This is a genomic window from Rhizobium sp. BR 314 (assembly GCF_047445805.1).
Lineage (GTDB): Bacteria > Pseudomonadota > Alphaproteobacteria > Rhizobiales > Rhizobiaceae > Rhizobium > Rhizobium lusitanum_B.
Genome location: NZ_JARWLA010000018.1, coordinates 50211 through 65059, shown reverse-complemented (window position 1 = coordinate 65059; position 14849 = coordinate 50211). Strand labels below are relative to the sequence as shown.

Below are 14849 nucleotides of genomic sequence, written 5' to 3'. Positions count from 1 at the left end.
GAGGCGGGGCAGGAACGACATGACCAAGACGGATATTGCCACCCGCGTCTATAATCATACCTGGAAGCTCGATCCGATCATTCGCAGTCTGATCGATACGGATTTCTATAAACTTCTGATGCTCCAGATGATTTGGAAGCTCTACCCTGATGTCGACGCCACCTTCTCCCTCATCAATCGCACCAAGAGCGTCCGCCTTGCCGAAGTGATCGACGAGAGGGAGTTGCGCGAGCAGCTCGATCATGCCCGCACACTGCGTCTCTCCAAGAAGGAGATGATCTGGCTGGCGGGTAACAGCTTCTATGGCCGCGCCCAGATATTCGAGCCGGAATTCCTCGCCTGGCTGTCGAATTTCCAGCTGCCGGAGTACGAGCTCTCGAAGCGCGACGGTCAGTATATTCTCGACTTCCACGGTTCGTGGAAAGAAACTACGATGTGGGAAATCCCCGCGCTTGCGATCATCAACGAGCTTCGCTCGCGTTCGGCGCTAAGGGCACTCGGTCCTTTCACACTCGATGTGCTCTATGCCCGTGCCAAGGCCAAGATGTGGGAAAAGGTTGAGCGCCTGCGGGAGCTGCCGGGCCTGCGCATCTCGGATTTCGGCACTCGCCGCCGACACAGCTTCCTCTGGCAGCGTTGGTGCGTCGAAGCACTGAAGGAAGGCGTACCGCATGCCTTCACCGGTACGAGCAACGTGCTGCTCGCCATGGATTCCGACCTCGAAGCCGTCGGTACCAATGCGCATGAGTTGCCGATGGTCGCTGCCGCACTGGCGCAGAACGACGAAGAGCTCGGCAAGGCTCCCTATAAGGTGCTGCGCGACTGGAACCGCCTTTATGGCGGCAACCTTCTCGTCGTTTTGCCCGATGCTTTCGGCACGGCCTCTTTCCTGCGCAACGCGCCGGAATGGGTGGCTGACTGGACCGGCTTCCGCCCCGATAGCGCCCCCCCCATCGAAGGCGGCGAGAAGATCATCGACTGGTGGAAGAAGATGGGCCGCGATCCCCGCCAGAAGCTGCTGATCTTCTCCGACGGCCTCGACGTCGACGCCATCATCGACACCTACAAGCATTTCGACGACCGCGTTCGCATGAGCTTCGGCTGGGGTACAAACCTGACCAACGATTTCGCCGGCTGTGCGCCGACCGAACTCAAGGGTTTGAATCCCATCTCCATCGTCTGCAAGGTCATCGAAGCCAACGGCCACCCGGCCGTCAAGCTCTCAGACAACCCCCAGAAGGCGACTGGCGAGCCTGCGGAAGTCGAGCGCTATCTGAAGTTCTTCGGCGCGGAAGACCGTGTCGACCAGGACGTGTTCGTTTGAGGTCTTCGCGCGATATCGCGAGCTGCTTTAATGGCGGCTCGCCGCTTCCATCCGGGCGACGCGCCTGAATAGCGTCCATCTGCCATTCTCCCATCGATATTGATCCGGCGAAATAACATAGGGCACATCGCTGAGATCGGCGCTGATCAGCTCCAGAAGCTGTAATCCCTCGACATCCTTTTCGTGGGTGAAGAACACTTTGTCGCGGGACAGGAACGCGGCGATCGGCGCGGCGCCGTTGGACTGCTCTTGAATCTGCGCCCAGAAACTCGGCAGAAAGGCGACGCTGGATTCGAACTGGCCATCCACCTCGATATATTGAAATCGGCTGCGCTTGGCGATCTGCAGGCCGGTCTTGTCGAGGAATTTCTGCAGGTTTCCTTGCGCCAGTTCGGCAAGTTCCCTTGCGTCGATGCCCCAGTCGTCCAGGGTCGTCGACATCACATAGCTGACGTTGGTCTCGCCGTTGACCACGAAGAGCTTGATCAGGCCCTCCGTCTCGTCGAGATAGACGAATTGCGGCGGATCCGGTTCATCCTTGAAGGCGTGCATCATCTGCTGCCGTGCAACGTCGATGAAATCGCGCGCCTTTAACACCGGCAGGACGCTGCCGAGTTCGCTGTTGTCCTCCATCGTTTCGGCCATGTTGAGGTAGTTCAACAGCGCATGGGCGCGAGCCGGTCCGCGCTTTTCCCTGAGCGCCAGCAGCGCGTTGTTAAGGAATTTCGTCATCGTATCGCCGCTGCGGCTGTGCAGCGTCAGACTTCCGACGTTGGCATCATAGTCGATCCTAATCAGGTCGCCGAAAAACGGCAGCCGCTCCTGCAGATAGGTCGCAAAACGGGCTTCGTCCTGCAAGGCTTCGTCGGGGATGTTGAGATCCAGCGTCCTGATGGGGATGGCGTCTGGCGTCGCTGGAGCCGGCGGCCCCTGTTCCATCTGCTTGCCCCTACCGAAGAGCTTTTTAAGGAAATTGAACACGCGCATCCTCAAGCATCAAACGGTACCTGCCGCAGAACCTAGCGCGGCAACCACCCTGCGGCAATGCCGACGCGGCGACGCGGGAGCATGGCGGTAAGTGCCTGCTTGCCCGCAGCAAAAAGGCGTATAGTCTGCGGGAAAGAGGACCGATCGTGGGAAGGGCGGCGCGCATGAGGAATGTCGGGGGTGGCAGGCGGTCGGTCGGGGCCCTGCTTTTTTGTCTGTTCGCGTTGCTCGTTCCCGTTTCTTCGTTCGCCCAGAGCTCTGCCGCCGCGCAACCGGCGGCGCCGGCACCCGACAAGGTGCGCGAACTCATCCAGTTGATGAACGAGCCGGATGTCCGGCAATGGCTCGCATCGCAATCGAACAATCAGCCCGCTGTCGTTCCCGATTCCGCTTCGCCGAACGGCGACCAGATGTCCGTACTATCCGGCATGCTCGGGCATACGCGCCACCACTTCGAAATCGTCTCCGGGGCAGCGATGACCCTGCCCTTTGAGGTGATGACGGCTTCCGAAAAGCTGGAGGACGAAGGCCGAACGGTCGGCGTCTTGCGCATTATCATCCAGGTTGTGATACTTTTTTTCCTGGGTTTGGTGGCGGAACTCGCGGTCGCGCGCTTCATCAATGCGAGGCGCGCGCAGCGTGAAGCCGCCGCCGCCGGCACAGAGACCGAGCTGCAAGCCGCACGGTTTCAGTTTCTGGGTGGCGTGGTGCCAGCCATCGTCCATGGTCTGGCGACTCTCGTTCCGCTTCTGGCCTTCGATTGGCCGCCGGTGATTGAGAGTTTTGCCATCGCCTGCGTCATCGCACTTGTTTCCATCCGGTTGGCATTCGCCATTGGCAAGCTGCTGTTGGAGCTGATCGCCATGCGCCGGGCGAACGATATTCTGGACGAGGATGGCGGCACGGCGCGCATCGCCGAAAGGCGCGGTGTGGCGATATACTGGTACCGGCGATGCATGGTGTTCACCACCTATTTCGCCTGTGGCTGGGCCATCATGGAGGCCGTGACCTCGCTTGGCTTTTCAGCCGGCGCGCGCGATCTCATCGGCTATGCGCTCGGCATTGGCCTCTATGTGATTGCTGTTACCGCCGTGTGGTCGAGGCCCGTCTCATCGGAAAAGCGCGGGGCGAAGACGGTTTCGTGGTTGCTGACGATATTCTTCGCGGCACTGTGGGGCCTATGGGTCGCCGGCTTCGACGGTCTCTTATGGATCGGCATTTATGCAGTCCTGCTGCCGCGCATTCTTTCTGTGTCCACGCGGGCAATCGAGGCGCTGCACGACGCGGCCGATGGCATTTTCGGAGCCGGCAAGCTCGCGGCCGTGCTTCTCGATCGCGGTGTGCGTGCGCTGATCATTACTTTTGCGGCACTCTGGCTCGGAAAGGTGCTTGGTGTCGAGGCGCATGCGATGATGAGCGGCAGTGAATCGGTCATCGGCAAAATTGCGCGCGGCATCCTCGGCGGCATCGTCATCCTGCTTGTCGCCGATCTCGTCTGGCAGCTGGCAAAGACCTACATAGACGGCAAGGTGATGCAATCGCTCCCCGCCATCGGCGATACCGAAGAGATGAGGGCGAGCCGCGCCCGCCTGCAGACGCTGCTGCCGATCTTCCGCAACATTCTCGCCGTCGTCATCGGCATCATTGCCATTATGATGGTGCTGTCTGGTCTCGGCGTTCAGATCGGACCACTGATCGCCGGCGCCGGCGTCGTCGGCGTTGCCGTCGGTTTCGGCGCCCAGACGATCGTCAAGGACGTGATCAGTGGCATATTCTACCTTTGGGACGACGCCTTCCGCATCGGCGAATACATCGAAAGCGGCCGCTACAAGGGCGTGGTGGAATCCTTCAGCCTGCGCTCGGTGAAACTGCGCCACCAGCGCGGTCCGCTGGCGACGATCCCCTTCGGCTCGCTTGGCGCGGTCAACAACATGAACCGCGATTGGGCCATAGACAAGATCATCGTCAAGGTCACCTACGATACCGATCTGGTGAAGCTGAAGAAGATCATCAAGGACATCGGCCAGCGATTGCTCGAAGATGAGGACCTGAAGCCCAGCATCATTCAGACGCTGAAGATGAAGGGCGTCGAGCAGTTCGGCGATTTTGCCATCGAGATCAGGCTGGCGATCACCGCCAAGCCCAACGAACTCTCCGTCATCCGCCGCAGCGCGCTGGCCCTCATCAAGCAGGCCTTCGATGACAATGGCATCCAGTTCGCCTTGCCGACCGTGCAGGTCGCCAGCGACAAGGACGCCACCGCCGCGGCCGCTCGCCAACTTATGCAGATGCGGGCGGCGGGTGTGGAGGGCGAGCAGACTGCGGGCTGATGATGCCGCTCCTGGCGGCCTTTGCCGATTTCGGTTGACGAGAAATCAGCGCTTCGGCGCGGCTGTGCTGCCGCGCACCACCAGAGTGACATCGATCATCTCACCCTCTGCCGGTACGGCATCCTCGAGAACCGCCCTGACGGCGCGTTGCGCGATTTCGGCAAAGGGTTGCGCCATCGTCGTGAGGCCCGGTTCGACCATGCCGCCTTCGGGCACGCCATCGAAACCGATCACGGAGACATCCTGAGGAACCGAAAGGCCGCGTGCCCGCAGCCAATTGATTGTCAGCAGAGCGATATTGTCCGACATCGCAAGGATCGCCGTCGGCGGCTCAGGAGCCGAAAACAGAAAGTCGAGACCGGCTTCGACGCTCGGCTTGTCGTTGATTGTCTCGTAGACTGGCACATCTTCGCGCCGGATGCCGAAGGCCTCGAGTGCCCTCCAGTAGCCGAATGCTCGATCGCGTGAGGTGGAATAGATCGCCCGCTCGATCTCGGCGATGCCGACCGGTCCGACATGGTCGTTTGAAAGTTCGGTCGCAAGCACGCCGAAACGTCTGTGCCCCAGCTCCGCCAGATGCCGGGCAGCCATGGCGGCACCTCCCAGATTGTCAACGCTGATCGAGGCGATCGATGGATCGTCGTCGTTCAGGGCCAGCGCCACGAAGGGCAACTGCCGCTCGCGCGTCAGCTCAACCAGCTTTTCGCCGCCTTCGACGCAGAGGAGGATGAAGCCGTCAACCAATGCGCTTTTGATGTTCCAATCCAGCTTCTGCCGGTCCTTGGCAGAAACGAGCGCAAGGCCCGTGCCGCTGGCATCGCAAACCTGGGAAACAGCGGCCAGAAGCGCCCTTGCCCAGGGATCGTCGAAGAAATAAGCGAGCGGCTCCACGGCCGCTACTCCGATCGCGTTGACCTTTCCTGCCCGCAGCAGGCGCCCCGTCAGGCTCGGGCCGGCATAGCCGAGCCGCTTGGCTGTTTCGAGAACGTGTTCGCGCACTTCCTCACGCACCACATCGGGCCGGCTGAAAACATTGGAGGCGGTTCCCTGCGATACGCCCGCCGCCTTGGCGACGTCCGCGAGCCTGATCGTGCCCTTGGCCAATTGAAATTCTCCATGTGTTTCAGATGCATCCTAGCAACGAAGTTGTATCGGTTCAATTCTGCTTGACGATGGTTTCCAGCGGCGTATTATTGAACCGATTCAATTCGCCAGTATGCATCAATATTGAATCGATTCAATTCGTGAGGAATGGAAATGACGACCGACTATCTTTTCAAGGACCTCTATCACGCTCGCTGGGGCGATCCCGCAAATCCGAACGCAGTTGGCCCACCTCCGAGTGAAGGTGAGGGAAATGCGGGCAAGCGCGGCACACTTGGGTGGCTCACACGTTTCCTTCGTAGCCGAGGCCGGTCGTCGGCCTGGTCCTTCACGATCCCGAGTGAAATCGCTCAACGGGAAAGTACGGACGGCCGACATGGCAACCGGCACGAAGATCCGAAGTTTCTTGCCATAGCTAAAGCCCTGTCGCGAAACTGCTAGGACTGCCCCATGAGGTGCCCAAGAGCCTCGCATCGCGGCGTCAGAAATTTTCCTTGTAGGGCCGCAGATCGAGTTCCTGCGTCCAGGCCGAAGGATGCTGGCGATGGATATGCCAATAGGATTCGGCAATAGCGTCGATATTGAGCAGGCCATCGGCATCCATATCGGGACGCCGCGAACGGAGCCGCTCGCCATCGATGCCACCATCGATGATGGTGTGGGCGACATGCAGGCCGAGCGGCCCGAATTCCCGCGCCATGCTCTGGCTGATCATACGCAGCCCGGCCTTGGCGGCGGCAAACTGCGCATAGCCCGCCTTGCCGCGCAGACTGGCCGAGGCGCCGGTGAAGATCACCGTGCCGCGGCCGAGTGGGGCCAGATGCCGCGCCGCCTCGCGCCCGACGAGAAAACCGCCGAAGCAGCAGATGCGCCAGAACTCCTCGAATTGCTCAGCCGTCAGGTCGCGAAAACTGATCGGACGATTGATGCCAGCGTTGAAAACGACGAAATCTGGCGCGGCGATGTCATCTTGAGCTGTGAAAGCATGTTCGAAAAGGCGCACGACGGCAGCTTCATCCGTAGCATCCGTTTCGATGGCTTCGGAGCTGCCACCAGATGCCTTGATGGTCGCGGCGACCTTGTCGATTTTCGCCGGCGTCCGGCCGGCGATGAAGACATGATAGCCCTTGGTTGCGAGCAGGCGACAGAGCGCGGCACCCAGGCCCTGTTCTGCTCCCACTCCGACGATAACGGCGCTTGGCGTGCTCATTCTGCTGCCTCCATGGCATCATCGAGTGACGGATAATCGGTATAGCCCTCGGCGCCGCCGCCATAGAAGGTCGGGCGGTGGTAGGGGTTTAGCGCCGCGCTGCGCCGGATGCGCTCAGGTAGATCGGGATTGGCGATGAACAGGCGGCCGAAGGCGATTGCATCGGCATGGCCTGCCGCAAGCGCTGCCTCGGCGGTATCGGGCCGGAAGTTTCCGGCTACGATCAGCTTGCCCGACCATGCCGGCCTGAACAGTTCTGCCGCCGAGGGAACATTCTTGTGGTCGACCTCAGCCTGGCCCGCACCGCTGGCGCGAGGCTCGATCAGGTGCAGATAACCAAGATGCAGCCGGTTCAGCTCGCGAATGACATGGCCGTAGAGCCGCAAGGGATCGTCCTCGCCGCTGTCATTGGCGATGCCGAACGGCGAGAGGCGAACGCCGACCCGCTCCGACCCCCAGATCTTGGAAACGGCCTCAACCACTTCGAGCAGAAGCCGCGTGCGGTTTTCGATCGACCCGCCATATTGGTCGGTCCGATGGTTCGTGCGTGCCTGCAGGAATTGCTCGATCAGATAGCCGTTTGCGCCGTGGATCTCGACACCGTCAAAGCCGGCTTGCTTTGCATTGGCGGCGGCCTGAGCATAGATGTCGATGAGCAGCGATATCAGATCGATGTCGATCGCCTGAGGTGTCTCGAACGGCACGCGCTCGAACGAGGCGGTGAACGCCTGCCCCCTGGCGGCAATGGCGGAGGGGGCGATGGGCAGAGCGCCGTCCGGCTGATGAGAAGAATGGGAAATGCGCCCGACATGCCAGAGCTGCAGGAAGATCTTGCCGCCCTTGCTGTGAACCGCATCCGTGACCGCCTGCCAGCCTTCGATCTGCTCTGGCGTGTGGATGCCGGGGGTTGCCGGCATGCCTTGCCCGACAAGCGAAACCGGCGACCCCTCGGAAATGATGAGCCCGCCTTTAGTCGCGCGTTGCCCGTAATATTCGGCATTCAGCGCCGAGGGGACATTGCCCGGCTGGCTTGCCCGCATTCGCGTCAGCGGTGCCATGACGACGCGATGTGCCAGTTCATGGGGACCGATAGCAAGCGGCGAAAATAAATTTACTGTCATGAAATTCTCCTGCCTGGAGCGAAAATTGCTCCCCGGGGCGGAAGGGCCTGTCAGCGGCGATTCGGTCTCGGGAGTTGGAATATATGATGGTCATCATTTATTCCAACAATCGGACGTGCGCAACTGAATCTCGTATTAGGCCTTGATCCGAGTGAGGAATGCGAGCAGGGCGGCGTTGAATTGAGCCGGCCGCTGCACCGGTGCGAAGTGGCTGACGTCAGGCAGAAGGATCATTTCCGCGCCGGGAATGTGCCGCGCGAGATAGTCGGCATGTTCGCGCTTGATGAACTCGTCGTGCTCGCTTTGCACGATGGCGACCGGCACCTTGATCTCGGCGAGATCGGCGACAGTATAGTTCGGCTCCGTTCGCTGCATCAAGCTGACGGCCTCGACGAAGGCATCGAACGCATCGGGGGTGGCCGACAAGGCGGCATAGTCCTTCGTGTGCCGTGAAAAGCAGCGTTCGATGATCGGCGTCGCCACAAATTCCTTGGTGCCGCTCGGATCCATGTTGCAGGCGAAGAAGAAGACACCGGAAATCCGCTCCGGGTGGGTATGCCCAAGGACCATACCGATGCAGGCGCCGTCGCTCCATCCCGCAACCGCAGCCTTCTCGATCCCAAGCCTGTCCATGACCTCGAGCACATCGGAAGCCATCAGTTCGTAGGTGTAAGTTCGCTCGTCGCGGGTGCTGCGGCCATGGCCACGGCTGTCGATGACGATGACGCGGTCGCCGGATTCGATCAGTGCCGGCACCTGGTGGCCCCAGTTGCAGCTGTTGCCGAGGCCGCCATGCAGGAGGATCACCGGAGCGCCGCTGCCGTAGGATGCATACCAGATGCGGGCGCCGTCATGATCGACATGACCCTTTGTTTCCGTGTCCGGCAAGGGTGTCGGCCCCTCCACCTCGAATCGATCGAGATCGTCGTCCCGAAATTCCATGTTGACCTCCCAATCGGCTGCCTCCTCCAGGCAGCAATGCGCGCGACCCTATTCGATCCGCGATGGTTTTACCAATGTAGGTCGTAGTTTCGCCGTTGCCAGTTGCTGGAAAAGATCGCGCGCCGGTTGCGGTAGATCTTCCAGTGAACGGGCGCAAACCGAAAGCCTGCGTGTCGCCCAGTCGTCGGTAAGGCGGAGTACGGTTATGCCCATCGAGCGGCTGCAACGCCGTGCGGCTATTTCGGGGACGATGCCAAGACCGACACCGCCAGCGGCCATCTCGCAGATGGCTTCGAAGGTCGGCATCCTCACGCGCGTCTTCAGCCTCGTACCGAGCCTGGCAGCCTGCGCGTCGATGTGTTCTTTCAGCGCGCCGCCGGCAAGCCCGATGAAATGCTCGTGCACGATATCGGCGAAAGCAATCCGTTTCGCCGGGGCCTGCTTATGATCGCGCGGCATGACTACCGCGAGCCTGTCGGTCGCGAAGGGCTGCAATATCAGGCCTGACGTATCGACAGCGTCCGAGAGGATGCCGATATCGGCCAGCCCCGCCGAAACGGCCTTGGCGATTTCGATGCTCTGGCGCTCCTTGAGTTCGATATCGACGCGCGGATGCTCGACCAACCAGGCCGCAAGGCGCTTGGGCAGGAGTTCCGTCATGGAGGCGGTGTTGGCGAGAAGCCGGATGGTTGCCCGCATGCCGCCGGCATGTTCACCGAGTTCGCCGCGCATTTGGGCGAGCTGCCGCTGGATCAGGCGGGCATGATGCGCCAGCGCTTCGCCCGCTGGGGTCGGACGAACGCCGCGTCGTCCGCGTTCCAGCAGCCGTATGCTGCCATTGGCCTCCATGTCGCGCAATCGCTCGCTAGCAGCCGGCAGCGAAAGTCCGACATCGGCAGCGCCATGGGTAATGCTGCCGGCATCGACGACGGCAAGGAAAAGGCGAAGGTCGGTCAGGTCGAAACGCATAAGCGAATACTACCGCATACCCAGCCTTCGGCATAGCCGAAGTCTGCCTTCGCATCATCCGCATTGTCCGGCTCTCCGGATTTGCTAGGGAAGGGCATGATGGATCATTCGACATGGCTCGTTGCCGCGATCTTCGCCACCTTCTTTGCCGCAGGCATCGTCAAAGGCATCACCGGCATGGGGTTGCCGACCGTGGCGATGGGGGTGCTCGGCGCATTGATCTCGCCGCTCGCTGCGGCAGGCCTGCTGATCGTGCCGTCCTTCGTGACCAATGTCTGGCAGCTCTTGGCAGGGCCGAGTTTTGGCAAGCTTGTGCTGCGGCTCTGGCTACTGATAGCCTTAGTGATGGCTGGCACCTTCGCCGGCTCATCCTTGCTTGCCAGCGGCAATTCGCAGCTAACGACAGGCGCTTTGGGCGCGGCCCTCGTCCTCTATGCTGCCCATGCGCTTTTCGCCCGTCAGCTTCGTGTACCGGCCAAGCTAGAGCCGTTGATGTCGCCGGTCATTGGCCTTGCGACCGGCTTGCTGACAGGCGCCACGGGCGTCTTTGTCGTGCCGGCGGTTCCCTATCTCCAAGCGCTGGGCCTCGAGAAGGATGATCTGGTTCAGGCGCTCGGCCTTTCCTTCACTGTTTCGACGATAGCGTTAGCTGGTGCGCTTGCATGGCACGGCGCCTTTCGTATCGATAATCTGGCAATGTCGGCCCTTGCAATCATTCCGGCGTTGGCCGGCATGGGGGCGGGGCAGATCATCCGCAATCGCGTCAGCCCGGCAAGCTTCCGCCGCTGGTTTCTGGTCTGCCTTCTGTTGCTTGGTTCTGAAATGGTCATCAAAGCGCTTCTCTGAGACACTCGCATATTGTGAGAGGTTCGATGCCGCCACATATGCTGGGGGGTTTTCCTCAGGCATCGGAGCGATTGATCGATGAACGAAGAGCAGCACGAGATTGGCGATCACCTTTCTCCGGTCGATGCGCTTGTCGTCGTCGATGTGCAGAGCGCCTTCGTGCAAGGGGCCGAAGCTGTGCCCGGTCACGAGGTACTGCTATCGATGATATCAGTTCTGCTGACAGAGGCCCGCAGTGCTGGCGCGCCGGTAATATTCCTGCAGAATGACGGCGAGCCCGGCGCCGTGGACGAGCCGCTTCAGGCCGGATGGGAGCTGCACTTTCCGCATCTTCCCGGCGAGAGTGTGATCCGAAAGGTCGGGGATGACGGGTTCGAGGACACAGATCTCGAAGACATTCTCGAAGCCTCGGACGTGCACGATCTCGTCATCTGCGGCGTGCTTTCGGAAATGTGCGTTGCTGCGACGGCGCGCGCCGCGCTGGAGCTCGGCTATGGCGTGCTGCTGCCGCATGATGCGCATGCGACTTATGACGTTCCGGCCGGGCCGGGCTCGGATGCTGTTCCGGCCGCAATGGCGGCGAGAGCAGCGGAATGGTCGCTTGGCGATGAGGTGTGCATCTGCGCCTCGGCGCGGGATGTCCGTTTCAAAGGGCGCATCTAGAGCATTTCCAGGAAAAGTGGAGGCGTTCCAGCCTGGCGATCTCTCTTGCGGTTCGGCACTTGATTGTCGCGTCGAATCGTAATAATTGAAGTTACATGAAAAGAGACAGCCGCCTTTCCTCCGTCCTGCACGCCCTTCTCCATATGGCCGAGCAGGGCGCTCCCGTCACCTCGGAGACCTTGGCGCAATGCATGAACACCAATCCGGTCGTCGTGCGCCGCACCATGGGGCTTCTACGTGAGGTCGGCATCGTCCGCTCCGCCAAGGGGCATACGGGCGGCTGGACGATCGCCGCAGATCTCGGCGCAGTAACGCTGCGGCAGCTGCACGAGGCGCTCGGCGAACCCGCGGTCTTTGCGATCGGCAATCGCAACGAAACGCCCGAATGTCTTGTGGAGCAGGCCGTCAACTCCGTACTCGACGACGCCTTTGCCGACGCTGAGGCGCTGCTGCTCAAGCGTTTTGAAACCGTCACTCTCGCTGATCTCGCCGCTGACTTCGCGCGGCGCCATGCGGAGTGGCGCGAAAGAAGGACCATATCATGAGACACGACGTCATCGTCATTGGGGGCAGCTACGCCGGAATGGCGGCCGCCCTCCAGCTTCTCCGTGCCCGCCGCAAGGTGCTGGTCATTGATGCCGGCAAGCGCCGCAATCGCTTCGCTGAAGAGTCCCACGGCTTTCTCGGCCAGGATGGGGTTGATCCGGCAGAGATCGCCGGCAAGGCGCGTGAGCAGCTCTTGGTCTATCCGACACTGACCTGGGTCGAGGGCAATGCCGAGCGGGCTGAGGGCGAGAAGGATGCCTTTGTTGTCACGACCGCCGATGGTAGGCGCCATGATGGCCGCCGGCTTCTCTTTGCGACCGGCGTGTCCGATACTCTTCCTGCCATCGAAGGTCTCGGCGAACGCTGGGGCAAGAGCGTCTTCCACTGCCCCTATTGCCATGGCTACGAGCTTGATCAGGGCCGCATCGGCTGCATTGCCACCGGCCCCATGTCGCTGCATCAGGCGCAGCTACTGCCTGAATGGGGAGAGGTGACGTTATTCCTAAACGGCGCTTTCCTGCCGGATGAGCCGCAGCGCGCCGATCTCGCCGCTCGTGGCGTAACGATCGAGGAGATCCCGGTTATGAGGTTGGAAGGCAAGGCGGATGTGCGGTTGACCGACGGTCGCCTGCTGCAATTTGCCGGGCTCTTTACCGCGTCGAAGGTTGCGCCGGCCAGCCCGATTGCCGAACATCTCGGCTGCAGCATCGAGGCCACGCTATTCGGAACGCAGATCCAGACCGATGCCACGAAGGAAAGCACCATTCCCGGCGCTTTTGCCTGTGGCGATGCCGCGCGCATCCCGCATTCGGTAACGCTGGCGGTTGGCGATGGCGCCTGGGCGGGCGCGCAATTGCATCGCTCGCTCGTGTTTTAAGACTGGCTTCCGAGGGCGCTCGCGCCCTCTTATTTTTCGTCCGGTATTCTCACGATAACCGTTTCATCCGGGCCGATGAGCCGGCCGTCCTGTGCCCTGATGTCGAGGTGCACGGGCTGTCTGCTTGCACGATCCACCAGCAGCGAATGGTCTTCCGCCGGTTCAAAAAGATGGCGTTCGCCGAACTGGCGCAGCGCCACCATAACCGGGAAGAGATCTTTTCCCATCGCTGTCAGCCGATATTCCATGCGCGCACCACCTTCGCTTGTCGGAACAAGCTCAAGGATACCGCTCGCCACCAGAGTCTTCAGGCGCTCGGTGAGGATGTTCTTGGCAATGCCGAGGCTTTTTTGAAATTCGCCGAAACGCGTCAGCCCGTCGAAGGCGTCGCGCACGATCAGCAGGGACCACCAGTCGCCGATCACATCCAGTGAGCGCGCGCTCGGGCAGTAATCGCCTTTGAGGCTTTTGCGCGCCACCATTCCCTTAGCCTTCCCCGCATTTTGCGCACAAGATTGGTTGCATTATTAAACCAACACTGTTATTCGATATTTGGTTTCGTTATTAAACCAAAAATGCGGGAGTTTGCAATGACAATCAGGCAAGACGTGCCGCCGGCGGGCGGCGCGAACGATATTGTACGTCTCGATTCCGCTCAGGCGACCGCCTCCAAGGGCCAAACCGAGGCGTCTTCTCCGGACATTGCAGGCAGCGCGCCGCCGACGCGTCTGACCATCCTGCTGTTTGCGGTCGCCAGCGGTCTGGCGGTTGCCAATGCCTATTTCGCCCACCCGCTTCTCGATGTCATGGCAGATGACCTGCAGCTCTCGCGCACTGTCGCCGGCCTCATCGTCGGCGCAACGCAGCTTGGTTACGGGCTGGGCCTGATCCTGCTTGTGCCGCTCGGCGACCTCGTCGATCGGCGCAAGCTGATCGTCATGCAGTCGATACTGACCGTGGTTGCCCTGGTCTGCGTCAGCGTTTCCAGCAATGCGACGATGCTGCTGGCTTCCATGGCGGCTGTCGGCTTCCTGGCCGTGGTAACCCAGGCGCTGGTCGCCTATGCCGCGAGCCTTGCGCGTCCCTCCGAGCGCGGTCACATCGTTGGTATGGTCACCAGTGGCATCGTGCTTGGAATTCTTCTGGCGCGAAGCGTGGCCGGAACACTCACCGACATCTCCGGCTGGCGGACGGTCTATATTGTCTCGGCATTGCTGACGCTGGTGATCGCATTCCTGTTGTGGCGTGCTTTGCCGCGGCAGGAGAAGCCGAAATCGAGCCTTTCCTATCTTGGCCTCATCCGCTCTCTGGCGACGCTGCTGGTCGAAGAACCCGTTTTACGCATCCGCGCCGTTATCGCCATGCTGATCTTCGCCAATATTACCACGCTGCTGGCGCCGCTTGTCTTACCGCTGACCGCACCGCCTCACTCCATGTCGCATACGGAAGTTGGCCTGTTTGGCCTTGCGGGCGCGGCGGGCGCGCTCGGAGCCGTCCGGGCAGGGCGCTGGACCGATCGCGGTCATGGTCAACGGGTCACCGGCATCGCGCTTGCATTGATGTTATTTGCCTGGCTACCGATCTCGATGCTGGACCATTCGATCCTCTGGCTTGTTATTGGCGTCCTCGTCATCGATTTCGGCCTTCAGGCAACGCATGTCGCCAATCAGGGTATGATCTATCGCGTCAGGCCGGAGGCGCAAAACCGTCTCACCGCAGCCTATATGGTGTTCTATTCGATCGGCAGCGCCATCGGCTCCTCGACCTCGACCATCATCTACGCCCATGCGGGATGGACTGGTGTGTGCCTCTCTGGCGCCGCCATCAGCATGGCAACCCTTCTTTTCTGGGCGCTGACCCTGCGGGCGACGCCGGCAGTCGCGACGCAAAAGATCGGCGGAAATGATATATAGCCGTCGGCAATGCAGCG

Annotated in this window: 14 protein-coding genes; 7 read left to right on the top strand and 7 right to left on the bottom strand. The window is 61.1% G+C overall.

Annotated features, from left to right (window positions below; genetic code table 11):
- The first annotated feature begins 19 nt into the window (after positions 1-19).
- Positions 20-1324: a nicotinate phosphoribosyltransferase gene (gene pncB, locus QD461_RS21340; RefSeq protein WP_414089547.1), complete on the top strand. Its 1305-nt coding sequence runs from the start codon at positions 20-22 to the stop codon at positions 1322-1324.
- A 27-nt stretch (positions 1325-1351) separates the two neighbouring features.
- Here the strand turns inward: pncB and QD461_RS21335 are convergent, their stop codons facing one another.
- Positions 1352-2311 carry a hypothetical protein gene (locus QD461_RS21335; protein ID WP_414089546.1) on the bottom strand — a complete coding sequence of 320 codons (960 nt, stop codon included), beginning with the start codon at positions 2309-2311 and terminating at the stop codon, positions 1352-1354.
- A 164-nt stretch (positions 2312-2475) separates the two neighbouring features.
- Between QD461_RS21335 and QD461_RS21330 the strand changes: the two genes are divergently transcribed.
- Entirely contained in the window at positions 2476-4641 is a 2166-nt protein-coding gene (locus QD461_RS21330; protein WP_414089545.1) for a mechanosensitive ion channel family protein, read from the top strand.
- 45 nt (positions 4642-4686) lie between these two features.
- On the opposite strand, the gene QD461_RS21325 is transcribed toward QD461_RS21330, so the two are convergent.
- From QD461_RS21325 to QD461_RS21305, 5 genes are all read right to left on the bottom strand, one after another.
- Positions 4687-5745, bottom strand: coding sequence for a LacI family DNA-binding transcriptional regulator (locus QD461_RS21325; RefSeq protein WP_414089544.1), 1059 nt, complete (start codon positions 5743-5745; stop codon positions 4687-4689).
- Between the two features lie 481 nt (positions 5746-6226).
- A complete protein-coding gene (locus QD461_RS21320) occupies positions 6227-6955 on the bottom strand; it encodes an SDR family NAD(P)-dependent oxidoreductase (RefSeq protein ID WP_414089543.1) in 729 nt (242 codons plus the stop codon).
- On the bottom strand, positions 6952-8076 hold the full coding sequence (locus QD461_RS21315; protein ID WP_414089542.1) for an alkene reductase: 1125 nt from the start codon (positions 8074-8076) through the stop codon (positions 6952-6954). The genes QD461_RS21320 and QD461_RS21315 overlap by 4 nt, the downstream gene beginning before the upstream one ends.
- Positions 8077-8211: 135 nt before the next feature.
- Entirely contained in the window at positions 8212-9018 is an 807-nt protein-coding gene (locus QD461_RS21310) for an alpha/beta fold hydrolase (protein ID WP_414089541.1), read from the bottom strand.
- Positions 9019-9066: 48 nt separating this feature from the next.
- The gene (locus tag QD461_RS21305; protein ID WP_414089540.1) at positions 9067-9987 is read right to left on the bottom strand and encodes a LysR family transcriptional regulator; all 921 of its coding nucleotides are present in this window, start codon (positions 9985-9987) and stop codon (positions 9067-9069) included.
- Positions 9988-10083: 96 nt separating this feature from the next.
- Between QD461_RS21305 and QD461_RS21300 the strand changes: the two genes are divergently transcribed.
- The 4 genes from QD461_RS21300 (at position 10084) to QD461_RS21285 (ending at position 12919) form a co-directional block, all read left to right on the top strand.
- Positions 10084-10833: a sulfite exporter TauE/SafE family protein gene (locus QD461_RS21300; protein ID WP_414089539.1), complete on the top strand. Its 750-nt coding sequence runs from the start codon at positions 10084-10086 to the stop codon at positions 10831-10833.
- A 78-nt stretch (positions 10834-10911) separates the two neighbouring features.
- On the top strand, positions 10912-11496 hold the full coding sequence (locus QD461_RS21295) for an isochorismatase family protein (protein WP_414089538.1): 585 nt from the start codon (positions 10912-10914) through the stop codon (positions 11494-11496).
- A 95-nt stretch (positions 11497-11591) separates the two neighbouring features.
- On the top strand, positions 11592-12041 hold the full coding sequence (locus tag QD461_RS21290) for an RrF2 family transcriptional regulator (protein WP_414089537.1): 450 nt from the start codon (positions 11592-11594) through the stop codon (positions 12039-12041).
- Positions 12038-12919 (top strand): NAD(P)/FAD-dependent oxidoreductase, encoded by an 882-nt coding sequence (locus QD461_RS21285; protein ID WP_414089536.1) that lies wholly within the window; start codon positions 12038-12040, stop codon positions 12917-12919. The genes QD461_RS21290 and QD461_RS21285 overlap by 4 nt, the downstream gene beginning before the upstream one ends.
- A 29-nt stretch (positions 12920-12948) precedes the next feature.
- Here QD461_RS21285 and QD461_RS21280 read toward each other — a convergent pair whose 3' ends face one another.
- Positions 12949-13401, bottom strand: a complete 453-nt coding sequence (locus QD461_RS21280; protein ID WP_184708688.1) for a winged helix-turn-helix transcriptional regulator — start codon at positions 13399-13401, stop codon at positions 12949-12951.
- A 108-nt stretch (positions 13402-13509) separates the two neighbouring features.
- Between QD461_RS21280 and QD461_RS21275 the strand changes: the two genes are divergently transcribed.
- The gene (locus QD461_RS21275) at positions 13510-14832 is read left to right on the top strand and encodes an MFS transporter (protein ID WP_414089535.1); all 1323 of its coding nucleotides are present in this window, start codon (positions 13510-13512) and stop codon (positions 14830-14832) included.
- The last annotated feature ends 17 nt before the right edge of the window (positions 14833-14849 follow it).

Coding starts and splice junctions, on each gene's coding strand:
- QD461_RS21330 (WP_414089545.1), top strand. CDS start 2,476: ATGAGGAATGTCGGGGGTGGCAGGCGGTCGGTCGGGGCCCTGCTTTTT.
- QD461_RS21315 (WP_414089542.1), bottom strand. CDS start 8,076: ATGACAGTAAATTTATTTTCGCCGCTTGCTATCGGTCCCCATGAACTG.
- QD461_RS21280 (WP_184708688.1), bottom strand. CDS start 13,401: ATGGTGGCGCGCAAAAGCCTCAAAGGCGATTACTGCCCGAGCGCGCGC.
- QD461_RS21320 (WP_414089543.1), bottom strand. CDS start 6,955: ATGAGCACGCCAAGCGCCGTTATCGTCGGAGTGGGAGCAGAACAGGGC.
- QD461_RS21295 (WP_414089538.1), top strand. CDS start 10,912: ATGAACGAAGAGCAGCACGAGATTGGCGATCACCTTTCTCCGGTCGAT.
- QD461_RS21300 (WP_414089539.1), top strand. CDS start 10,084: ATGATGGATCATTCGACATGGCTCGTTGCCGCGATCTTCGCCACCTTC.
- QD461_RS21290 (WP_414089537.1), top strand. CDS start 11,592: ATGAAAAGAGACAGCCGCCTTTCCTCCGTCCTGCACGCCCTTCTCCAT.
- QD461_RS21275 (WP_414089535.1), top strand. CDS start 13,510: ATGACAATCAGGCAAGACGTGCCGCCGGCGGGCGGCGCGAACGATATT.
- QD461_RS21285 (WP_414089536.1), top strand. CDS start 12,038: ATGAGACACGACGTCATCGTCATTGGGGGCAGCTACGCCGGAATGGCG.
- QD461_RS21335 (WP_414089546.1), bottom strand. CDS start 2,311: ATGCGCGTGTTCAATTTCCTTAAAAAGCTCTTCGGTAGGGGCAAGCAG.
- QD461_RS21305 (WP_414089540.1), bottom strand. CDS start 9,987: ATGCGTTTCGACCTGACCGACCTTCGCCTTTTCCTTGCCGTCGTCGAT.
- pncB (WP_414089547.1), top strand. CDS start 20: ATGACCAAGACGGATATTGCCACCCGCGTCTATAATCATACCTGGAAG.
- QD461_RS21310 (WP_414089541.1), bottom strand. CDS start 9,018: ATGGAATTTCGGGACGACGATCTCGATCGATTCGAGGTGGAGGGGCCG.